Source organism: uncultured Ilumatobacter sp. (genome assembly GCF_963980585.1).
GTDB lineage: Bacteria > Actinomycetota > Acidimicrobiia > Acidimicrobiales > Ilumatobacteraceae > Ilumatobacter_A.
Genome location: NZ_CAXCAM010000003.1, coordinates 13,857 through 34,341, shown reverse-complemented (window position 1 = coordinate 34,341; position 20,485 = coordinate 13,857). Strand labels below are relative to the sequence as shown.

At 63.5% G+C, this 20,485-nt stretch carries 18 protein-coding genes; 13 read left to right on the top strand and 5 right to left on the bottom strand.

Features of this window, described 5'->3' with window-relative positions:
* Positions 1-44: 44 nt before the first annotated feature.
* The 3 genes from rpsO to dapB all read left to right on the top strand — a co-directional run bounded on the left by rpsO (position 45) and on the right by dapB (position 4,041).
* On the top strand, positions 45-302 hold the full coding sequence (rpsO, locus tag ACH2DW_RS01655) for a 30S ribosomal protein S15 (protein WP_394927969.1): 258 nt from the start codon (positions 45-47) through the stop codon (positions 300-302).
* Between the two features lie 276 nt (positions 303-578).
* On the top strand, positions 579-3,074 hold the full coding sequence (locus ACH2DW_RS01650; protein WP_394927968.1) for a polyribonucleotide nucleotidyltransferase: 2,496 nt from the start codon (positions 579-581) through the stop codon (positions 3,072-3,074).
* A gap of 196 nt (positions 3,075-3,270) precedes the next feature.
* Positions 3,271-4,041: a 4-hydroxy-tetrahydrodipicolinate reductase gene (gene dapB, locus ACH2DW_RS01645; protein ID WP_394927967.1), complete on the top strand. Its 771-nt coding sequence runs from the start codon at positions 3,271-3,273 to the stop codon at positions 4,039-4,041.
* 100 nt (positions 4,042-4,141) lie between these two features.
* Here the strand turns inward: dapB and tpx are convergent, their stop codons facing one another.
* Together tpx and ACH2DW_RS01635 are read right to left on the bottom strand one after the other, a co-directional pair.
* Entirely contained in the window at positions 4,142-4,636 is a 495-nt protein-coding gene (gene tpx, locus ACH2DW_RS01640; protein WP_394927966.1) for a thiol peroxidase, read from the bottom strand.
* 91 nt (positions 4,637-4,727) lie between these two features.
* On the bottom strand, positions 4,728-5,366 hold the full coding sequence (locus tag ACH2DW_RS01635) for a hypothetical protein (RefSeq protein ID WP_394927965.1): 639 nt from the start codon (positions 5,364-5,366) through the stop codon (positions 4,728-4,730).
* A gap of 69 nt (positions 5,367-5,435) precedes the next feature.
* Here ACH2DW_RS01635 and ACH2DW_RS01630 point away from each other — a divergent pair, with 69 nt between their 5' ends.
* Positions 5,436-7,064, top strand: coding sequence for a long-chain fatty acid--CoA ligase (locus ACH2DW_RS01630; RefSeq protein ID WP_394927964.1), 1,629 nt, complete (start codon positions 5,436-5,438; stop codon positions 7,062-7,064).
* 27 nt (positions 7,065-7,091) lie between these two features.
* On the opposite strand, the gene ACH2DW_RS01625 is transcribed toward ACH2DW_RS01630, so the two are convergent.
* From ACH2DW_RS01625 to ACH2DW_RS01615, 3 genes are read right to left on the bottom strand one after another with little or no spacing between them, the layout of a single operon-like run.
* A complete protein-coding gene (locus ACH2DW_RS01625; RefSeq protein WP_394927963.1) occupies positions 7,092-7,865 on the bottom strand; it encodes an amino acid ABC transporter ATP-binding protein in 774 nt (257 codons plus the stop codon).
* Positions 7,862-8,695, bottom strand: a complete 834-nt coding sequence (locus ACH2DW_RS01620) for an amino acid ABC transporter permease (protein ID WP_394927962.1) — start codon at positions 8,693-8,695, stop codon at positions 7,862-7,864. The genes ACH2DW_RS01625 and ACH2DW_RS01620 overlap by 4 nt, the downstream gene beginning before the upstream one ends.
* A 47-nt stretch (positions 8,696-8,742) precedes the next feature.
* Positions 8,743-9,597, bottom strand: coding sequence for an ABC transporter substrate-binding protein (locus tag ACH2DW_RS01615; protein WP_394927961.1), 855 nt, complete (start codon positions 9,595-9,597; stop codon positions 8,743-8,745).
* 134 nt (positions 9,598-9,731) lie between these two features.
* Here ACH2DW_RS01615 and ACH2DW_RS01610 point away from each other — a divergent pair, with 134 nt between their 5' ends.
* The 9 genes from ACH2DW_RS01610 (at position 9,732) to ACH2DW_RS01570 (ending at position 20,408) form a co-directional block, all read left to right on the top strand.
* Positions 9,732-11,138, top strand: coding sequence for an NAD-dependent malic enzyme (locus tag ACH2DW_RS01610; RefSeq protein ID WP_394927960.1), 1,407 nt, complete (start codon positions 9,732-9,734; stop codon positions 11,136-11,138).
* Positions 11,139-11,223: 85 nt separating this feature from the next.
* Positions 11,224-12,330, top strand: a complete 1,107-nt coding sequence (locus tag ACH2DW_RS01605; RefSeq protein ID WP_394927959.1) for a YbhN family protein — start codon at positions 11,224-11,226, stop codon at positions 12,328-12,330.
* A 94-nt stretch (positions 12,331-12,424) separates the two neighbouring features.
* Positions 12,425-12,958, top strand: a complete 534-nt coding sequence (locus ACH2DW_RS01600) for a MarR family transcriptional regulator (protein ID WP_394927958.1) — start codon at positions 12,425-12,427, stop codon at positions 12,956-12,958.
* Positions 12,959-13,053: 95 nt separating this feature from the next.
* A complete protein-coding gene (gene dapA / locus ACH2DW_RS01595) occupies positions 13,054-13,953 on the top strand; it encodes a 4-hydroxy-tetrahydrodipicolinate synthase (RefSeq protein WP_394927957.1) in 900 nt (299 codons plus the stop codon).
* Between the two features lie 34 nt (positions 13,954-13,987).
* A complete protein-coding gene (locus tag ACH2DW_RS01590; protein ID WP_394927956.1) occupies positions 13,988-15,724 on the top strand; it encodes a ribonuclease J in 1,737 nt (578 codons plus the stop codon).
* Positions 15,725-15,759: 35 nt separating this feature from the next.
* Positions 15,760-16,170 (top strand): YidB family protein, encoded by a 411-nt coding sequence (locus ACH2DW_RS01585; RefSeq protein WP_394927955.1) that lies wholly within the window; start codon positions 15,760-15,762, stop codon positions 16,168-16,170.
* A 10-nt stretch (positions 16,171-16,180) separates the two neighbouring features.
* Positions 16,181-16,702, top strand: a complete 522-nt coding sequence (locus ACH2DW_RS01580) for a hypothetical protein (protein ID WP_394927954.1) — start codon at positions 16,181-16,183, stop codon at positions 16,700-16,702.
* 89 nt (positions 16,703-16,791) lie between these two features.
* Positions 16,792-19,434, top strand: a complete 2,643-nt coding sequence (locus ACH2DW_RS01575; RefSeq protein WP_394927953.1) for a DNA translocase FtsK — start codon at positions 16,792-16,794, stop codon at positions 19,432-19,434.
* A 41-nt stretch (positions 19,435-19,475) separates the two neighbouring features.
* Entirely contained in the window at positions 19,476-20,408 is a 933-nt protein-coding gene (locus ACH2DW_RS01570) for an SMP-30/gluconolactonase/LRE family protein (RefSeq protein ID WP_394927952.1), read from the top strand.
* Positions 20,409-20,485: the final 77 nt, after the last annotated feature.

Genomic DNA, 20,485 nt, shown 5'->3' with positions numbered 1-20,485 from the left:
CCGGGACGGTTGCGACCTCCAACGAACACGGAAGGCAGATCTCCATGCCCAACAAGGCTGAGACCATTGGCAAGAACAAGATTCACGACTCCGACACCGGGTCGCCCGAGGTGCAGATCGCGCTCATGACCGAGCGCATCACCCACCTCACTGAGCACCTGAAGATGCACAAGAAGGATCACCACAGCCGTCGTGGTCTGCTCATGATCGTCGGCAAGCGTCGTCGCATGCTGGACTACGTCAAGGGCATCGACGTCGAGCGCTACCGCAAGATCGTCGCCGACCTCGGCTTGAGAAGGTAGTCGGTCCCAATTCTGCGTTGAAACGGCTGCCCGCTTCGGTGGGCGGCCGTTTTGCGTTTTCTCGGTATCCGTTTGAAACTCTCGACATTGGGTACACTGTGCTTGACCGGATCGTCCGGTCGACGGAGTTCTGGCGCTTGTTGCCGGTCGATGACTCCGAGGTGTCGTGTGGAGTCTTTGATTTCAAACCGTCGATCTCGGGTCAGACCTGGGAACCGGTTCCTCCTCCGATCAGAAGCCACGCGGCAGGGTGTCGCGTGATCGAAAGGAGCCCTTGTGGCTGAAGCAATTACCGTGTCCGGTCCGATTTCCGGAACCGACAAGACACTCACCTTGGAAACGGGCAGGTTTGCCCCCAACTCGATGGGTGCCGTTGTGGCATCGATCGGTGCAACACAAGTTCTGACCACGGCCAACGCCGCGAAGAACGTGCGCGAAGGCATGGACTTCTTCCCGTTGACCGTCGATGTCGAAGAGCGCGCCTACGCCGCCGGCAAGATCCCCGGCTCGTTCTTCCGCCGTGAAGGACGCCCGACCGAGGACGCCATCCTCACCTGCCGGCTCACCGACCGGCCGCTGCGCCCGTCGTTCCCCGACGGGTTCCGCCACGAGACGCAGGTCGTCACGACCGTCATCGGCGCCGACCAGGAAAACCCGCACGACGTGCTGTCGATCAATGCCGCTTCCGCTGCCCTGATGATCTCCGGCATCCCGTTCGACGGCCCGCTCGGCACCGTCCGCATGGCCTACAGCCAGGAAGGCGAGTGGATCCCGCATCCGACCTACGAAGAGTCCGAGAACGGCACCTTCGAGATCGTCATCGCCGGCCGCGAGCTGGAAGACGGCGACGTCGCCGTGATGATGGTTGAAGCCGGTGGATCCGAGAACGCGTTCTACTACTACGACGACGGTGCCAAGAAGGTCACCGAAGAAGTGCTCGGCGACGCCCTCCAGGCCTGCAAGGTGTGGATCAAGGAGTCGATCGCACTCCAGCGTCAGCTCGTCGCCTCGGTCATCGCGACACACGGCCCGATCGAGCCGATGTCGTGGACCCCGGTCCTCGATTACACCCCCGAGATCTTCGACGCGGTCGAAAAGATCGGTGCCGAGGGCATGGCCCCGGCCGTCAAGATCGCCGGCAAGGGCGAGCGCAACGCCGCTGTTGACGCCGTCGCTGCTGACTGTGTCGCACAGCTCTGTGGTGATGACGGGGAATTCCCCGGCCAGGCCAAGATGGTCAAGGAAGCCGTTCGCTCCCTGATGAAGAAGATGGTGCGCCGCCGCGTGCTCGACGAAGGTGTTCGCATCGACGGTCGTGGCCCGGCTGACCTCCGCGAGGTCAGCGCCGAAGTCGGCGTGCTCGCAAGCGCACATGGCTCCGGCCTGTTCCAGCGTGGCGAGACCCAGGTCATGAACGTTCTCACGATGGCGATGCCGCGGATGAACCAGATGATCGACTCGCTGTCGCCGAACGACACGAAGCGTTACCTGCACCACTACAACATGCCGCCATGGGCCAATGGTGAGACCGGCCGTGTCGGTTCGCCGAAGCGTCGCGAAATCGGCCACGGAGCCCTCGCTGCTCGCGCCGTCCTGCCGACCATCCCGAACCAGGAAGACTTCGCGTACACGCTGCGCCTCGTCTCTGAAGTCATGGCCTCCAATGGCTCGACCTCGATGGGTTCGGTGTGCGCCTCCAGCCTCTCGCTGATGGACGCCGGCGTGCCGGTCCGGAGCCACGTCTCCGGAATCGCCATGGGCCTCATCTACGAGGACGGCAAGTACGTCACGCTCACCGACATCCTCGGTGCTGAAGACGCCATGGGCGACATGGACTTCAAGGTCGCTGGTACCGAAGACGCCATCACGGCCCTGCAGCTCGACACGAAGATCGACGGCATCCCCGCCGACGTGCTGTCCGCAGCACTGGCGCAGGCTCGCGTTGCTCGCCTCGAGATCCTCGAAGTGATGAACGAGTGCCTCCCGGCGACCCGTGACGAGATTGCCGAGACGGCACCGAAGATCAGCACGATCTACATCCCGCTCGACAAGGTCGGCGAAGTCATCGGCCCGAAGGGCAAGGTCATCAACACGATCCAGCAGGAAACCGGAGCCGACATCGGCGTCGACGACGATGGTGCCCGCGGCATCGTCACCATCGGTGCGGTCGAGGCATGGCGGATGGAGGAAGCCAAGACGGCAATCCTCAACATCGTCGATCCGCCGAAGGCTGAACTCGACAAGGAGTACGACGGACGCGTCGTCAACATCACCAAGTTCGGTGCATTCGTCAACATCCTCCCGGGTCGTGACGGCCTGCTGCACATCTCGAAGATGGGTGGCGGCAAGCGCATCAACTCGGTCGACGACGTGCTCGAACTCGGCCAGGTCGTCAAGGTCAAGGTCGAAGAGATCGACGACAAGGGCAAGGTCAGCCTGATGCTCTCCGAAGAGCTCGAGATCCCCGAGGGCGCCACGAGCGGCTCGGGCGGTGGCGGCGGTGGCGGCGGTGGCCGTGACCGCGACGATCGTCCGCCGCGTCGCGAGCGCAGCGACCGTGGCTCACGCGATGGTGGCCGTGACAGCGCTCCGGCAGCTGACACCGCTGACACCGCGAGCGACATTGTCGAGGTCAGCTTCGAAGACAGCTTCGATGCTGAGCTCGCTGGTGAGCTTGGTGACCTCGGTCCGAAGGGCGAACGCCCGGCCGAGCGCGACGGCGGCAACCGTCGTGGCGGTGGTGGTGGCGGCGCACGTCGTCGTCATCGCTGATCACTCAGCACGACGCTGAACATCTGAAGGACGCCGTGGCCCAGCGCCGCGGCGTCCTTCGCCGTTTTCGGACACCATGCCCCCACCTGACGCCCAGTCACAGCCAGAGACCGAGCCCGAAGCCGAAAAATGCCGAGGAATGTGCGCCGGGCGACGTTGATCCATCATTTTTCGAGAGGTCTGCGATGATGGGGGGATGCGTGTTGGTGTCAATGGAGCGGTTGGTCAGATGGGGCGGGCGGTGTGTGCTGCGGTGACGGCCGATGCCGACCTCACGTTGGTGGCCGCGGTCGACCGCCACGGAGCCGGTGAGGAGATAAACGACGTGGTCGTCGCAGACCAGCTGCAGGCCTTTGCCGATGCCGAGTGCGACGTGGTCGTCGACTTCACCGTCGCAGAGTCGGCACGGACGACGCTGCCCTGGCTTGGCGCGCACGGCATCCATGCCGTTGTGGGGACGACCGGATTCACCGATGACGACGTGGCGTTGTTCGAAACGACCTTCGGAGTTGCTGATGGGCCGAATTGCCTGATCGCGCCGAACTTCGCGATCTCTGCGGTGCTGATGATGCGTTTCGCCGAGATGGCCGCGCCCTGGTTCGACACTGCAGAAGTGATCGAACTGCACCACATGCGAAAGATCGACGCACCGTCTGGCACAGCAGTGAAAACGATCGAGCGGATGGCTGCGGCGCGCGACACGGACTTCGTGGACGATCCGACGGAGATCGAGATCTACCCCGGGGCCCGTGGGGGAGCGGGGCCACGCAACATCCGGGCTCACTCGGTGCGGATGGAGGGGATGGTGGCGCATCAGGAAGTCATCCTGGGCGCCGAGGGCCAGACGTTGACGATCCGCCAAGACAGCTACGACCGTTCAAGCTTCATGCCCGGCGTCGTGCTCGCCTGCAAGCAGATCCACGCGCGACCCGGTCTTGTCCTGAGTCTCGACTCGTACCTCGACTAACGCCGAGCGCGACGAAGGCATGTGGTCGCTACGCACAGAGTGCGCAAGATCCACATGCCTTCGCCAGATTGATCAGGATGTGCTGATCAGGATGTGCTGATCAGAGCGCGCCGAGCGCCGCGTCGTAGTTCGGTTCTTGGGCGATCTCGCCGACAAGCTCGGTGTACTTGACGTTGCCGTCTGGGCCGACGACGACCACGGCGCGGGCGAGCACGCCAGCGAGCTTGCCGTCGACGAGGTTGACGCCGTAATCGTCGCCGAAGCTCGACTTGAAGGTCGACGCGGTCTTCACGTTCGCGATGCCTTCGGCGCCGCAGAAGCGGCCCTGGGCGAAGGGCAGGTCGGCGGACACGCAAAGGACGACGGTGTTGTCGAGACCAGCGGCGCGTTCATTGAATGTTCGAACGCTCGTGGCGCACGTGGGTGTGTCGACGCTGGGGAAGATGTTGAGAACAACGTTCTGACCGACGAGGTCGGCGCTCGAAATGTTGCCGAGGTCCACGCCTGCGAGGTCGAAGGACGGTGCTGAAGTCCCCACTGCGGGGAGATCGCCGGATGTGTTGACGGGGTTGCCGCCGAGAGTGACTTGAGACATGGCCAACTGTGTACCAGATCAGTGCTGAACATGCCTATGTGGCACTGCAAGCATGAGCCAATTTTGTGCGGAGGCGGGACCGTCAGATCGGTTAGCGGCGGAGGTTGCGGCCGTTGACGAGAAGGACCAGCCCGACTGAGATGCCGACTGCCCACCATTGGTAACGCTGCAGGAAGCCGAGGAAGTCGACGAGTTGGTCCTCGAAGGTCCGTGCCAGCCACCACATCAACGCCAGCCGACCGGCAATGCCGATGGCCAACAACGTGACCAACTTGACCGGCGGCGTCTGACGCACTCCGCTCAACGCCGCAACGATGTTTGACCCGGCGAAGAACGGGATCAATGCCCACTCGGCCTTGTCGAAACCTCGTTCGAACGCAAAGATCGATTCCTTGGTCATACCCAGGTACTTGGTGAACCACCCGGCAACGTCGTCGCGATAGGCGCGGCCGACGAGGTGGCACACGATAAAAGCGGAACCGATGCGAAGAAATCCGATGGCGACATAGAACGGAAGCGAGACGCCGGCGGCAAGAGTCAGCGCGAGATATCGGTTCCGTGACGACAGAAGGAGCAAACCTTCGGGATTGGTGTTGACCCACCGAGCCCACACAGCGCTGGCGATGTTGGAACAAATGACCAGGGCCACGAAGGCGGCGAGCGTGAGCGGCGCCCAGTTGGGGCGGACGTGTGGTGCAGGTTCGGGTTCAACGGCCACCGCATCGCTCACGGCGCAGAACCGTAGCGCCGACGCTTCGGGTTGCGAGAGCGGCCAGGGTGAACGGTTACATTCGACGGGATGCAAGGGCTGATGCAAGATGTTCCGTTGACGATCAACCATCTCTTCGATCGAGCCGAGCGATACCACGGGCACAAGGAGATCATCACCGCTGCTGCCGGTGGCCTCGAGCGCACGACGTACGCCGATTTTGCTCGGCGGACGCGCCAGCTGGCCGGGGTGCTCGACACCCTCGGGGTCTCTGCTGACGGGCGTGTCGCCACGTTTGCCTGGAACACGGCGCGTCACCTCGAGCTGTATTTTGCTGCTCCGTGTACCGGCCGGGTGCTGCACACGTTGAACATTCGACTGTTCCCTGAGCAATTGACCTACATCGTGAACCACGCCGATGACGAGGTGATCTTCGTTGATCGTTCGATCCTCGCGTTGCTCGCCCCGCTGCTCCACACGTTCACCAACCTCAAGCATCTCGTGTTGATGGACGACGGCAAGGGGGACATTCCCGACGACCTCGGCGGACACACCCTGCTCGACTACGAAGAGCTCATCGCAGCGGAGCAACCGATTGACTTCCCCGAGATCACTGACGAACGTCGTGCTGCAAGCATGTGTTACACCTCAGGTACGACCGGCAACCCGAAGGGCGTCGTTTACACCCATCGGTCAACGTTCATGCACACAGCTGGGGCGATGATGGTCGACAGCCTCGGTGTCCGCGAAGCCGACGTGGTCTTGCCCGTCGTGCCGATGTTCCACGCCAACGCATGGGGGCTGGCACACGCCGCTGTTGCGACCGGAGCGACGCTGGTGATGCCCGGTGCCGACTTGTCAGGCCCGGCGCTGGCCAATTTGATCGTCGACGAGAACGTGACGGTTGCCGCCGGTGTGCCAACGATCTGGATGGCGGTGTTGCCTGAGTTGAAGGGCCGTGACACTTCGTCGTTGCGGTCGATTCCCTGCGGCGGTTCCGCAGTGCCGCGCTCGCTGTCCGAGGCCTACCGGGAGCAGACCGGTCTGCCGATTCTTCAGGCGTGGGGGATGACGGAGACCAGCCCGATCGCGTCGGTCTGTCAGCTCGATGTCGATCAGCAGGAACTTTCCATCGACGAGCAAGCCGATCTACGCACCCAGGTTGGGCGCATTTCGTTCGGAGTGGAGGCCCGCGTCGTCGAGCCCGGTTCCACCAACCCGGTTTCTTGGGACGGCGAAGCGAGCGGAGAACTGCAATGCCGAGGTAACTGGATTGCCTCGGACTATTACGACGACCCGCGCTCGAGAGAGAGCTTCACCGACGATGGTTGGCTGAAGACTGGCGACGTCGCCACGGTCGATGCCCGCGGCCGGATTCGGTTGGTCGATCGCACCAAGGACCTCATCAAGTCAGGCGGCGAGTGGATCTCCTCGGTCGAACTCGAGAATGAGATCATGTCGCATCCCAAGGTGGCCGAAGCTGCGGTGGTTGGCATTGTGCATCCCAAGTGGGGCGAGGCGGCCCTGGCGTGCGTGGTCCGTTCCGATGACACACTCACCGAGCAAGAAGTGATCGAACACCTTGCCGACAAAGTGGCGAAGTGGCAGCTTCCCAAGGGCGTGCAGTGGATCGACGAGGTGCCGAAGACGAGCGTCGGCAAGTTCAGCAAGAAGACCCTGCGCGATGAGTTCGGCGGCGCGTTCATGGCTGACCAGTAAACGCTCCGACATCGTTGGTCGTGGAGGTCAGAACCGGCCGGCGTCGGTGACGCGTTGCAGGAACTCACGCGTGCGCGTCTCTTGCGGGTTGCCGAAAATCTGTTCGGGTGGACCATGTTCGAGGATGCGGCCCTGGTGGAGGAAGCACACGCGGTCGCTGATCTCACGGCAGAAGGCCATTTCGTGTGTCGCAAACAGCATCGTCATGCCGTCGGCCTTCAAGCCGCGGACGACGTCGAGTACCTCGCCGACCAACTCGGGGTCGAGCGCCGATGTGATCTCGTCGAGCAGCATGACCTCGGGGTTCATCGCAAGCGACCGGGCAATCGCCACTCGTTGCTGCTGGCCACCTGACAGCTGATCGGGGTAGGCGTCGGCTCGGTCGGCCAGACCGAGCCGCGTGAGCATCTCGACAGCGGCAGTCGTTGCCGTGGCCTTGTCGGTGCCGAGCACTTTGCGCGGACCGATCGCCACGTTCTTGGTCACGCTCATGTGCGGGAAGAGATTGAAGCTCTGGAAGACCATGCCGATGCGCCGGCGTATCGGGTCGGGGTCGAGGCCAGGCTCAGCGATGTCGACGCCATCGAAGAAGATCTCACCGTCGTCGAGTGGCTCGAGCAGGTTCGCGCACCGCAACAGCGTTGACTTGCCAGACCCCGAGGCGCCGATCAGAGTGATGACTTCGCCCTCTGCGACGTCGAGATCGATCCCGTCCAGCACCGTGTTGGTGCCGAAGGACTTGCGTACGTTGCGCAACGACAGCTTTGGCGTGCTGGAGATGCTGGAGATGCTGGAGGTCATGACACTGCAGTCGCGCCGGTTCGACGGCGCTCGCGGTTGAGGAGGTAGTCGGCGATCCGGGTGCAGGGAATCGTGACCGCGAGGAAGATCACGGCCGCAGCGACGTAGGGGGTGAAGTTGGCGAATTTGGACTTGTCGAGACCGGCCTGGCGGAGGATCTCGATGGGCCCGATCAGGCTCACGAGGGCGACGTCCTTCTGGAGCGATACGAGACTGTTCATCATCGGCGGAACGATCCGCCGTAGTGCCTGCGGGAGCACGACGGTGGACATTGTCTGACTGGTGCTCATGCCGAGCGAGCGGGCGGCGGCGCGCTGGCTTTCGTGTACGCCCTCGAGGCCGGCCCGGATCTCTTCAGAGACATAGGCCGAGTAGGACAGAACGAGGGCGGCGGTACCCCAGATCAGCGGGTTACTCCACGCTCGCGAATCGAAGAGGCCGGGGACGCCGAAGCCGATGAGGAAGATCGTCAGAATCACCGGCACGCCGCGAAAGACGTCGGTGTAGATCACCGCGGCGGCACGCAGCGGGAAAAGCGCAGGTGATCGAGTGTTGCGTGACACCGCGATCGCCAGCGACAGCGCGAAGATCAACGGCACCGACCAGGCAAAGATCTGCACGTCGAGCCAGAAGGCACGGAGCAGCCGCGGAAATGAGTCGGCAAAGATCTCGCCGTCGAAGAATGACTTTCGGACGCGATCCCAACGTGGGAGCAGCGGGATGAGTACGACGATTGCGCCGATCACGACCGACGTGCTGAGGAAAGCAATGATCAGCGAACGCTTGCGCTGACGTTGTTCATACGCCTGACGGCGAGTCCGCTGATCCATGTCGAACACAAGTTACGCCGGGGTCAGACCCCGGCGTAACTCAGGGTTCATTCAGAGATGATCGGGGCGCCGGTGTTGTCGGCGAGCCACTGTGTCTGGATGGCGGCGAGGGTGCCGTTGTCGGTGATGGTCTGAATGGCATCGTCGACGCAGCCGGTCAGTGCACTGTCCTTCTCGAGGACCATGCCGAACTGGTCGGTGTTGTCGCCCGACTCGGTCGGGAACTGACCGATCACTGCACTGCCTTCGATCTCGACGGCCGACACGAAGAGTGCGGTCGGGAGGTCGAATACTGCGGCATCGATCTGATTTGCTTCGAGCGCAGCCTTGGCACCGACGTTGTCGTCGTACACGAAGGGTTCCTGGGTCGGCTGGATGACCGACGTGATGAACTCGAGGCTGGTGGTTCCGGCCTGTGCGCCGAACTTCACGTCCTTGAGGTCAGCAATGGTCGCAGCGCCTTCAGCGGCGGAGCCGACAAGGGCGACGATCGCCTGATTGCTGGTGAAGTAGGGGAGCGAGAAGTCGATCGTCTCGGCTCGCTCAGGGGTAATCGAGAACTGCTGAAGGTTGACGTCGAAGTCCTTCGCACCAGGCTGAATGGCGGCGTCGAAGTCGGTGCGGACCCACTTGACGGCGTCAGCCGCGTAGCCCATCTCGGCAGCCACGGCGAACGCAACAGCTGACTCGAAACCGTCGCCAGATTCGGGCGTGTCTTCGATGACCCACGGGAAGAAGGCCGGGTTGCCGGTGGCCACGGTGAGCACACCGTCTTCGATGGTCGCTGAGCAGTCGCTTCCCGCTGCCTCGCTGTCGCTGGAATCGTCATCGCTCCCGCATGCAGCGAGCACGAGTGCGCCGACGGCGAGGACGGGGACGATCTTCTTAATGTTGGGTCGCATTCTTGGTTCTCCTTCAGAGGTTGTTCACGCGGGAGGCAACGCTATCCGAGGCATCAGAGCTCGGGTTGTCTGTTCGCGATCGGGACGTCCGCGGCGCAGGGTGTCAGGCGGACACGGGGTAGATTCTGCGCCCTATGTCGACGCCTACCGCAACGCAGTACTCGATCACTCTCGACGTCACCCTCGACAACGTGCCGGGTGTCCTCGGCCGTTTGTGCTCCGCCATTGGTGAGGCCGGCGGCAACATCTTCGCGATCGAAGGATTTGTCGCCAAGGGCAAGGAACTCGAGCGCGACATCGTTGTCAACTGCAGGAGCGTCGAGCACCAGCAGGACATTGTCGAGGCGGTTGTTGCGACCGACGGCGTCACGTTGGAGGAATGGCACGACCGGACATTCCGGATGCACGAAGGCGGCAAGATCGAGGTGCTTTCGCTGCTCCCGGTCGGCGATCAGGACGATTTGTCGATGGCGTACACCCCCGGCGTGGCCCGAGTGTGCAAAGCCATCGCTGCCGACGAACGCCTGGCTGATGAGTACACGATCCGCAAGAACACGGTTGCCATTGTCTCCGATGGCACCGCCGTGCTCGGTCTTGGCGACATCGGCCCGAAGGGTGCGATGCCGGTGATGGAAGGAAAGGCGCTGCTCTTCAAGGAGTTTGGCGGAGTCGATGCGTTCCCGATCTGCCTCGACGTGTCATCGCCAGAGGAGATCATCGAAACCGTCATCCGTCTCGCCCCGACCTTCGGCGGGGTCAACCTCGAAGACATCGCGGCCCCGGGCGCCTTCCAGGTCGAAGAGGCGCTGAAGGAAGCCCTCGACATTCCGGTCTTCCACGACGACCAGCATGGCACGGCGGTTGTCACGCTCGCCGCCGTCGAAAACGCGTTGCGAATCACTGGCAAGAACATGGCCGACCTCTCGATTGTCATCTCAGGAGTCGGTGCCGCCGGCGTTGCGATTGGCAAGATCTTGCTCGGAGCGGGCGCCACCAAGATCGTCGGCGTGGACAGCAAGGGTGCGGTCTACGACGGGCGCGACGGACTGAACAGCTGGAAGCAGTGGTTTGCCGAGAACACGAATCCGGATGGCAAGCAAGGCGAACTGTCCGACGTGATGCACGGCGCTGATTTGTTCATCGGCGTCAGCGCCCCTGACGTGTTGACCGTCGACGACATCGGCAACATGAACGTCGATCCGATCGTCTTTGCGATGGCCAACCCGGACCCGGAGATTCGCCCCGAGCTGGTTGGCGATCTCGTCCGCGTCATGGGAACCGGTCGAAGCGACTATCCGAACCAGATCAACAACGTGCTCGCCTTCCCCGGAATCTTCCGAGGTGCGCTCGACGCGCAGGCGACCGACATCACCGAGAACATGAAGCTCGCCGCAGCGAAGGCGATTGCCGACTCCGTTTCCGACGACGAACTCACCGAGGACAACATCATGCCGTCGGTGTTCGACCGCTCGGTCTCGATGGCGGTGGCCGCAGCTGTTGCAAAGGCAGCCATCGCCGATGGCGTCAGCCGCCTGAGCTGAGCGTTCGGGCCGTCACTGTTGCGGTCCTGAGAACAATCAGCGCAGCGTTGAGCGCCCATGCCTCCGGGCTTCTACCTTCGGCCGAATGCGGCGACTGATCGACGAGCCACGGGTCAGGCAGGGTGCGGTGCTGCTCGTTGCGCTGGTCCTGGTCGCCGCCGTCATTCTTCAGCGGCAAACGATTGTTGGTGCGATCGGGGAGATCGGGAAGCTGTCCGCAGCGACCGTGGTCGTCTTGGCGTTGCTCGGAGTGCTCGATCGAGTGTCGCGTGCGGAAGTGATCCGCTCGCTGCTGCCCGAGCTGACGTTGACGCGATCTGAGATGATCAGCGACGTTGGCGCCGCGGCAAGCAAGGGCATTCCGGCCGGTGGCCCGATCGCCACCGTGCTTCGCTGGCAACTCGCCCGTGAGCGGTGGGTCACCGGGACGCGATTCATTGTGATGCTGGTCGCCTCGGGCGTTGCAACGGCCTTCGTGAGCTGGGGATATCCACTGGTCGCGACTGTTGTTGACATGGCGGGCCGCGACGCTGACCTCGCGGACGTGGTAATTGTCGCAGTCTGCGCCGCCGTGCTCGGTGGGGCAGCGTTGTTCTGGCTGCTGATGCTGCGGTCCGAGCGGGCCCACCGTTTCATCACCGCTCGCAGCGAGTGGGTCGTGGCGCGCTGGCCGACGGTGCTCGGCGATGTCGACCCTGCAGCGTCTGACCGGGATCTCGCTGTGCGGATCGTTGACGAGATTCGCGACGGGTTGCGGTTGGTTGCGCGTCGCCCAGCCGGCTTGCTGCTGCGCACGCTGGTGGCGCAGGGGACCGGCGCAGTCATCTTGTGGGTGGCATTGCGCGGGCTGGGTGTCGGCGACGAACTCGAGCTATCGGAATATGCCCGTGTGTACTTTGTCGCCCACATCCTCGGCTCGCTCGCCCCGACCCCCGGTGGCGTCGGTGTGATCGAAGCCGGAGTGACCGGTGCGCTCGTCGCGGCCGGTGTCGACACCGAAGTGGCGCTCGCCGGTGTTCTCGTCTACCGATTCATCACCTACGTGATGCCGATCATCCTCGGGACAGCGTGGTATGTGTGGTGGCGCTTCCAACGCTCCGCAGGGGCTGCCCGAGACGCTGCCCGAGGAGCTGGCCAAGGAGCTGGCCGTGTCGATCGTTCCGTACGATCCGGGAGCGACGCGGTTCACTAGTCTCGCCGTTATGGCGCACAGCTCAACACCCGCATTCCGGACGTTTCACGCTCTTCGGATCAAGGGTTTCGCCACTGTTGACACGCTGGTTGAGATGACTGCCCTACAAGTGGGCGATGTCGAGGCGAACCTGGCGACCATGCTCGAAGCCGAGCAGGCCCAATTCCGTGAGGCCCGCGGTCTGTGGCAGCTCACGCCCGATGGTCGAGCGGCCTACCCGGGCCTGCTCGCCGCCGACCTCGCTGGCGTCGACCCCGCTGTCCTGGCGCCGTCCTATGAGACCTTTTTGGCAATCAACAGCTCCTTCAAGGAATTGTGCGGTGATTGGCAGCTCCGCGACGGTGATGTCAACGACCACAGCGATGCGGCGTACGACGCCGACGTGATCGACCGTCTTGGCGCCCTCGACGCAGCGGCTCAGCCGGTGGTCGCCGCGCTGGGTGCCGTGCTTGAGCGGCTCGAGCCGTACGCACCGCGTCTCGCGCAGAGCCTGGCACGCCTGCACGCGGGCGAGACCAACATGTTCACCGGGGTGATGTGCGGGAGCTATCACGATGCCTGGATGGAGCTCCACGAAGACCTCATCCTCACTCAGGGCATCGATCGATCGGCAGAGGGATCGTTTTAGTCAAACACGGACGCGTCATCTCCGGTTCGATGCAATAGGTTCTGTGGCGTGATGAGCACGGAAACGCCCAGGCCCGCAATCAGAGGAACGCACTGATGCCGCGCTTCGGACGTGTGTCGGTCGCGATGGTGACGCCCTTTGACGAGGTAGGCGAACTTGACATCGACGCGGCCGTCGCCTTGGCGAAATGGCTCGTCGCCGAAGGGAACGAGTCGCTGGTTGTTGCTGGCACGACAGGTGAGTCGGCGACATTGTCGATCGACGAGAAACTGACGCTCTTCGAAGCGATTGCTGCCGCTGTCACCGTTCCGGTCATTGCCGGCACGACAGGTTCGAACACACGCCAAGACATCGGTCTCACGGCTGAGGCGAGCAAGCTGGGCATTGCCGGAGTCCTCGGCGTCAGCCCGTATTACAGCCGCCCGTCCCAGACCGGCATCGAAGTGCACTTTCGGGCGATCGCATCGAGTACAGACCTCCCGGTCGTTCTCTACGACATCCCGAAGCGCACCGGTCGCAAGATGTCGACTTCGACGCTGATCCGCCTTGCCAATGACGTCACCAACATCGTCGCGCTCAAGGACGCCGCCGGCGACCCGAGCGAGACCGCCAAGGTCATCGCTGCGAGCCCGAACGACTTCGAGGTCTACTCGGGCGACTCGCCGATGAACCTTCCGCTGTTGGCGGTCGGTGCTGTCGGGGCGATTGGCGTGTGCACCCACTGGGCGGCGCCCGAGCATCTCGCAATGTTCAACGCGTGGAATCGCAACGACATCGGCGAGGCCCAACGCCTCAATCGTCTGCTCATCGAGAGCTATGAGTTCGAAGGCAACGACGATGCCCCGAATCCCGTGCAGACCAAGTCGATGATGCGCACGCTCGGCCACGCGGTCGGCGCCTGCAGACTCCCCATGGGTCCCGAACCCGACGGCACAGAAGACTCAGCCCGTACCGTCTACGCGCATCTCGTCGCAGCTCGCGCTGCGTCACACTGAACTGCCCAACCGATCGCAACTGAATCGACTTGACATGACCCAGATGTACACCGCTCCGCTCGACCCGACCGTTCCCGTACGCGTCGTCTTCCTCGGGGGGCTCGGTGAGATCGGCCGGAACTGCATGGCGATCGAGCAGGGCGCCGCCGACGACCCCGACCGGACGATCATGTTGATCGACTGCGGGCTGATGTTCCCCGACGCAATCCACCACGGCGTCGACCTGATCCTGCCCGACTTCTCGTACCTGCGCGAGAACGCGGCTCGTATCGAGGCGCTCGTCCTGACCCACGGTCACGAAGATCACATCGGTGCCATCCAGTACCTGATGCGCGACGGCGACGGCATCGGTCATCTTCGGGACAACCCGCTCCCGGTCTACGGCTCGGCCCTCGCGCTCGGTCTCGCCCGGAACCGCATCGAAGAAGCGGGGCTGATGCCCAAGATCGACATGCGGCCCGTGCAGGACGGCGAACAGATCGACGTCGGCTCCCTCCTTGTCGAGTTCATTCCCGTCACGCACTCCGTTCCCCACGCACACGCGATCGCCGTGCACACTGCGCAGGGCGTGGTGCTCCACTCGGGCGACTTCAAGATCGATCTGACGCCAGTCGACTCGCGGCGCGCCGACCTGGCCCGCATCGGCCAACTCGCGAAAACCGAAGGCATCCGCCTGCTGATGAGCGACTCGACAAACGCCGAGGAGCCGGGTTACGCCTCGAGTGAAACCAACGTCGGCGGTGTGCTCCGCTCGCTGTTCGCCCAGCAACGCGGCCGACGAATCATCACCGCGAGCTTCGCGAGCCACATCCATCGCATCCAGCAGATCGCCGACGCTGCAGTCGGCGAGGGCCGCAAGGTCGCCACGCTCGGGTTGAGCATGAAGAAGAACATCCGCCTCGGCCTCGACCTCGGCGTGTTCAAGATCCCCGAATCGTCGCTGATCGACATCGAAGAGATCAACCAGCACGATCCCGGCGACATCTGCATCATCTCCACCGGATCCCAGGGTGAGCCAATGTCAGCTCTCGGCCTGATGGCCCGCGGCGAAAACCGTTGGCTCAAGCTCAACGAACATGACACCGTGGTGCTGTCGAGTCATGCCATTCCCGGCAACGAAGGCAGCGTCAACAAGGTGATCGACGGGTTGCTCCGCCTCGGCGCCCAGGTTGTTCACTCCGGGATCATGGATGTCCACGCCACCGGGCATGCAAAGGCCGACGACATCAAGACATACCTCTCGATCGTCAACCCCGAATGGTTCGTACCGATTCATGGCGAGTACCGCCACATGGTCGCCAATGCCAAGCTCGGTGAACTGATGGGCGTGCCCGCCAACCGGATCATCCAATGCGAAGACGGCGACGTGATTGAGTTGACCGACGGAGGCCTCGCGCCGGTCGGCCGAGTGCCTGCGGGCTACTTGTACGTCGACGGCATCGTCGGCGACGTCGGACAGGGTGTCTTACGCGACCGTCAGAAGTTGGCCGAAGAGGGAGTGGTCGTCGTGGTCGTCACGGTCGACGTTCAGACCGGCAAGGTGTTGGTCGGTCCCGAAATCATCACCCGTGGCTGGGTCTATGCGCCTGAAGCCGAAGATCTGCTCGACGAAGCCTGCGACACCGTTGCTGCAAAGGTCGAACTGGCACTGAGCGAAGGGGTTCGCGACGTCGAGCAACTCGAGCGCGAAGTGCGCCGCGCTGCGGGCAAGTTCGTGAGCGAGCGCACCAAGCGCAAGCCCATGATCGTCCCCGTCGTCATGGAAGCCTGACGGTTTCGGCCAACCGGCGCCTAACCTGCGCGGCGATGGGACTCATGGACGTGCTCGGCGGACTCACTGGACCCAAGGCGCCCAAGTCTGGCGATCCACTGATGGACGCACTCCTACCGATGATGCGCAAAGGCGGGGCCATTGGCAGCCTTGGCGGATTGCTCGGCAAGTTCACGAGCGCCGGCTTGGGTGGCCAGGCCAACAGTTGGGTTGGAACCGGCGACAACGAGCCGCTTTCACCCGACGATGTCGAGCAAGCGCTCGGCGCGTTCGAAGTCGACCGGATAGCGGACGCGGCAGGCTTGACCCGTGACGAGGCCAAGAACGGCTTGGCCAGCATGATCCCCGGTCTGGTCGACAAGGTGTCGCCGGGTGGATCGCTCCCGACCGGCGACCTCGGAGCGGTGATGAAGGGCTTCGACTTCGGCCCGATCCTCAGCGCATAAACGCAGCGTGATGACCTTCGGTTCGTTCCCCCGACGCCTTGGCGCCATCGCTGTGCTGTTTGCACTCCTGGGCTGCAGCGGCAGTGCGGATTCTGACGCAGCACCGAATGGGTCACCCTTTGGGTTCGAGATTCGGGCGGCTGTGGCTGCCATCGAAGCAGAGCTCGACGGAACCCAGGAGTACTTCGAGATCACCGCAACACCCCAGCTCACCAACGTCTTCGTCGCCGTCGACGACGGAACTGCAGCTGTGCCCTACGTCTTCCTCGCAGGCGAGTTGCAGCCGCCGGGACCGACAATCGAAGGGGCCGTCGGCCAAACGTTCACTGCTGCTTCGCTTGACTTCGATGACGAGACAATTCTCGCGGGCGTCGCTGCCGACCTTCCGACGGCATCAATCGATGCCCTCAGTATCGAGGGCGGGCCCGGTGGATTCGTCCGCTACGTGATATCTGCCCGGTCGGCTCAGGGTGGGGTGCTCGATATCGTTGTGGCTCCATCCGGAGCGGTGATCGAGGTGCGTCCGCTGTGACTGCGCAATCACGCAGGTCGAGAGCGAACGGACGTTCTTCGCGGGGTCGCTGACCGCCATGACACCGGGTTGGTACGGTGGTCTCTGTCATGTCCACCTGGGGTCCGTCCAAGAAGAAGTCCGCCAAGAAGGCGCCTGGTAAGCGTTCAACGAGCGTCAACGCCTCGTCTCGATCAGCCAAGACCACGCGGTCGGCCGGTTCGAAGGGATCGCAGAACGCTGATCCCACCGAGGTGATGTCGACCGGCGGACGTCAGCAGACCGGATCAGTCCGCGACCAGACCCCGCCGGAGTTGACGCGCAGCGATCGCGCCGCTGCCGAACTGCGTGGCGCTGTCGATGGTCGTGAGCACGAGTTCCTTGGCCTCGGATTGATCGGCGCCGGGGTGCTCACCGCGCTCGCCGTCTATGTCGATCTCGCCGGCCCGCTCGGCCGCGGCATCGAAACGGTCATTGGTTGGTTTGCGGGTCTCGGGCGTCTTGCCGTGCCGCTCGTGCTGATCGCCACTGGAATCGCCTTCGTCAAAAGAGGTCGCTCGTACAGCCCGTTCCGGCTGGTGCTCGGATGGACACTGGTCGGTATTTCGTTGCTCGGTCTGCTGCATATTGTGCGCGGGCCGGACAAGATCTCTGCCGACGTCGACGAACTCGAAACTGCAGGTGGTTGGCTCGGTGCGTTGGCGGCCGAGCCACTGAGCGCCGCGCTGGCTGCGCCCGGTGCTGTTGTCATCTTCGTTGCGCTGCTGATTGGCGGAGCGCTCATTGTCACTCAGACGTCGCTGCGCACGATGGCGACATCTACCGGCGGATTCCTGTCGACGGTGCTGCGACCTGTGGGACGCGCTGCGCGGTCGGGTCTCAGCAACATCTCCACGCTGAGCAGCGACCGCGACGAAAGTGGTGAACTCCGCGGTTACGACTCGTCCGGGCATGGAACTTCTGGGGAGATACCTGGTTCGGGGGTCGCTGGCGAAGCGATGACGTTGAGCACGGGCGCTGAGGTGTACGACTTCGAAGACGACGGAGATGAGTGGGTCGAAGACGCTCCCGCGAAACCGAAACGGAAGCGGGCTGCGAAACCAAAAGCGAGCACCGGTTCCAAGGCTGGCGACGTCTCACCCGATGGCACGCACGTCGGCGACTGGGTGCTTCCGCCGACGTCGTTCCTCGATATGGCTGGCGAGCAGAAGATGGACCTGAAGGCCATCGAGAAACGCGGCGAGACGCTGCAGGAATCGCTGGCATCGCACAACGTCGACACCGAGCTGATCGGTATGACCGTCGGCCCCACCGTCACGCGATACGAACTCGAACTTGGACCCGGGGTCAAAGTCGCCAAGGTCACCAACCTGCAGAAGGACATCGCGTACGCGATGGCGGCGACCGATGTGCGCATCCTCGCCCCGATCCCGGGCCGCTCGGCCATCGGTGTCGAGGTTCCGAATCACCAACGTCAGCTCGTTGCGCTCGGCGATCTCATGGTGTCGCCCGAGGCGTTGACATCGAACAACATTCTCGACGTGGCGATCGGCAAGGACATTGCGGGCAAGGCGGTGTTCCTGGATCTCGCTGCCACGCCCCACATGCTCATCGCGGGCGCCACCGGAGCCGGAAAGTCTTCCGGCATCAACTGCATCATCACATCGTTGCTGATGCGCACGACACCCGACGACGTGCGCCTGATCCTGATCGACCCGAAGCAGGTCGAGATGGGGCAGTACCAGCGTCTCCCGCACCTATTGACGCAGCCGGTCACCAATCCGAAGAAGGCGGCCAACGCGCTCGGCTGGGCCGTCAAGGAGATGGAACGCCGCTACGACGTGCTCTCTGAGGTCGGATACCGCGACATCGGCGGCTACAACAAGTCGTTCAAGAAGGGCGAGATCGAGCAGCCCATCGGCTGGGACCCTGACAGCCCTGCGGTCTATGAGTACATGCCGTACATCGTCATCGTGGTCGACGAACTCAACGATCTGATGATGGTCGCCGCGCGCGATGTCGAAGAGTCGATCACCCGCATCGCTCAGAAGGCACGCGCGGTCGGCATCCACCTCATCGTCGCCACCCAGCGCCCGTCGGTCAACGTCATCACGGGTGTCATCAAAGCCAACATCCCTGCCCGGATGGCCTTCGCCGTGTCGTCGCTCACCGATTCACGAGTCATTCTTGACCAGCCCGGCGCCGACAAGCTCGTCGGCAAGGGCGACATGTTGCTCCTGCCGGGTAACTCCTCAGTTGCCAACCGCATCCAGGGTGCGTTCATCACCGAAGAAGAGGTCCGCAAGGTCGTGGCCCACTGGCGTGCTCAGGCGCCGGAGCCAATTCATTCCACAGCAGTCGAAGACGGCGACGACGCACCGACCGCCGACGCCAACGGTTTCGCAGGCATTGATCAGCCCGCCCTGGTACCGCCGGCGCTCGGAGCGCCCGGGGCCGCTCCGATGTCGACGGGAACGATGGATCTCACCTCCGACGCCAACGCATTCTCCGCAGGCGAAGAGGACGAAGACACCGTGATGATGCGCCAAGCAATGGAGCTCATCGTGCGCAGCCAACTGGGTTCCACGTCAATGCTGCAACGCAAGCTCAAGGTCGGTTTCGCTCGGGCAGGTCGCATCATGGACCTGCTCGAAACACGTGGTGTTGTCGGTCCGAGCGAAGGCTCGAAGGCTCGCTCGGTCTTGATGACCGTCGAAGAGTTTGAACTGCTGCAGCAAAACGGCCAACTCTGACGGGTGCGCGTCTGCGGGCGCCGGTGTGATTGGCTTGGGGCATGGCACATATCGACCTGCAGCCAGAACTCACCGAGATCACCGACGGTTTGCGCTTTCCAGAGGGCCCGATTGCGATGCCGGACGGCTCGGTGATCGTGGTCGAGATGTTCTCCGAATGCCTGACCCGGGTCCGACCGGACGGCACCAAGGAGCGCGTGGCCGACACGCCTGGTGGCCCGAACGGCGCAGCCATTGGACCTGACGGCGCGATCTATCTCTGCAACAACGGCGGATCATTTACGCCGATCGAACGCAACGGACGCTCACAGCCCGGACGATTCGACCCGAGCCGGCACCTTGGTGGCAAGATCCAACGCGTTGACCTGCACGACGGGTCCGTCACCGATCTGTACACCGAGTGCCAGGGCCGGCCGCTCCGGGCCCCGAACGACCTCGTGATGGACGGCCACGGTGGATTTTGGTTCACCGACCACGGCATCCGCGACCATGGCGCCCGGACGGCGGACCTCACGGCGATCTACCACGCAGCATGCGACGGGTCCGAGATCACCGAAGCGATCTTCCCGGTCGATGGTCCGAACGGCATCGGCCTGTCGCCGGAGGGGACCACGCTCTACTGGGCCGAGACCCATACGGGCCGTGTGTTCGAACGACAGCTCGAGGAGCCGGGGCGCCTTGTCCCAGGTGGGCGTCCCTCGGTCCTGCACGGACTCCCAGGACATCAACTCCTCGATTCGCTCGCCGTCGACCACGACGGCTGGGTGTGCGTCGCCACGCTGCTGAACGGTGGGATCACCGCAATCTCCCCCGATGGTGAACACACCGAGCACCACGCCACCGGCGACATGTTCACGACCAACATCTGCTTCGGCGGCGACGATATGACCACAGCGTTTGTCACGTTGTCAGGAACCGGCAAGCTGGCGTCATTCCACTGGCCGCGGTTGGGCCTACGACTTGCACATCAGTAGTCGACGATCTGCTCGAGGGCCTCGATGAGACGGCGGGCTCTCTACGGCGCGTCCCACTCCGCGAGCGGGCACCTGGG

Bases quoted from the DNA above. Each gene is read 5' to 3' on its own strand.
- rpsO (WP_394927969.1), top strand. From the start codon at position 45: ATGCCCAACAAGGCTGAGACCATTGGCAAGAACAAGATTCACGACTCC.
- dapB (WP_394927967.1), top strand. From the start codon at position 3,271: ATGCGTGTTGGTGTCAATGGAGCGGTTGGTCAGATGGGGCGGGCGGTG.
- tpx (WP_394927966.1), bottom strand. From the start codon at position 4,636: ATGTCTCAAGTCACTCTCGGCGGCAACCCCGTCAACACATCCGGCGAT.
- ACH2DW_RS01630 (WP_394927964.1), top strand. From the start codon at position 5,436: ATGCAAGGGCTGATGCAAGATGTTCCGTTGACGATCAACCATCTCTTC.
- ACH2DW_RS01625 (WP_394927963.1), bottom strand. From the start codon at position 7,865: ATGACCTCCAGCATCTCCAGCATCTCCAGCACGCCAAAGCTGTCGTTG.
- ACH2DW_RS01620 (WP_394927962.1), bottom strand. From the start codon at position 8,695: ATGGATCAGCGGACTCGCCGTCAGGCGTATGAACAACGTCAGCGCAAG.
- ACH2DW_RS01615 (WP_394927961.1), bottom strand. From the start codon at position 9,597: ATGCGACCCAACATTAAGAAGATCGTCCCCGTCCTCGCCGTCGGCGCA.
- ACH2DW_RS01610 (WP_394927960.1), top strand. From the start codon at position 9,732: ATGTCGACGCCTACCGCAACGCAGTACTCGATCACTCTCGACGTCACC.
- ACH2DW_RS01605 (WP_394927959.1), top strand. From the start codon at position 11,224: ATGCGGCGACTGATCGACGAGCCACGGGTCAGGCAGGGTGCGGTGCTG.
- ACH2DW_RS01600 (WP_394927958.1), top strand. From the start codon at position 12,425: ATGACTGCCCTACAAGTGGGCGATGTCGAGGCGAACCTGGCGACCATG.
- dapA (WP_394927957.1), top strand. From the start codon at position 13,054: ATGCCGCGCTTCGGACGTGTGTCGGTCGCGATGGTGACGCCCTTTGAC.
- ACH2DW_RS01590 (WP_394927956.1), top strand. From the start codon at position 13,988: ATGACCCAGATGTACACCGCTCCGCTCGACCCGACCGTTCCCGTACGC.
- ACH2DW_RS01585 (WP_394927955.1), top strand. From the start codon at position 15,760: ATGGGACTCATGGACGTGCTCGGCGGACTCACTGGACCCAAGGCGCCC.
- ACH2DW_RS01580 (WP_394927954.1), top strand. From the start codon at position 16,181: ATGACCTTCGGTTCGTTCCCCCGACGCCTTGGCGCCATCGCTGTGCTG.
- ACH2DW_RS01575 (WP_394927953.1), top strand. From the start codon at position 16,792: ATGTCCACCTGGGGTCCGTCCAAGAAGAAGTCCGCCAAGAAGGCGCCT.
- ACH2DW_RS01570 (WP_394927952.1), top strand. From the start codon at position 19,476: ATGGCACATATCGACCTGCAGCCAGAACTCACCGAGATCACCGACGGT.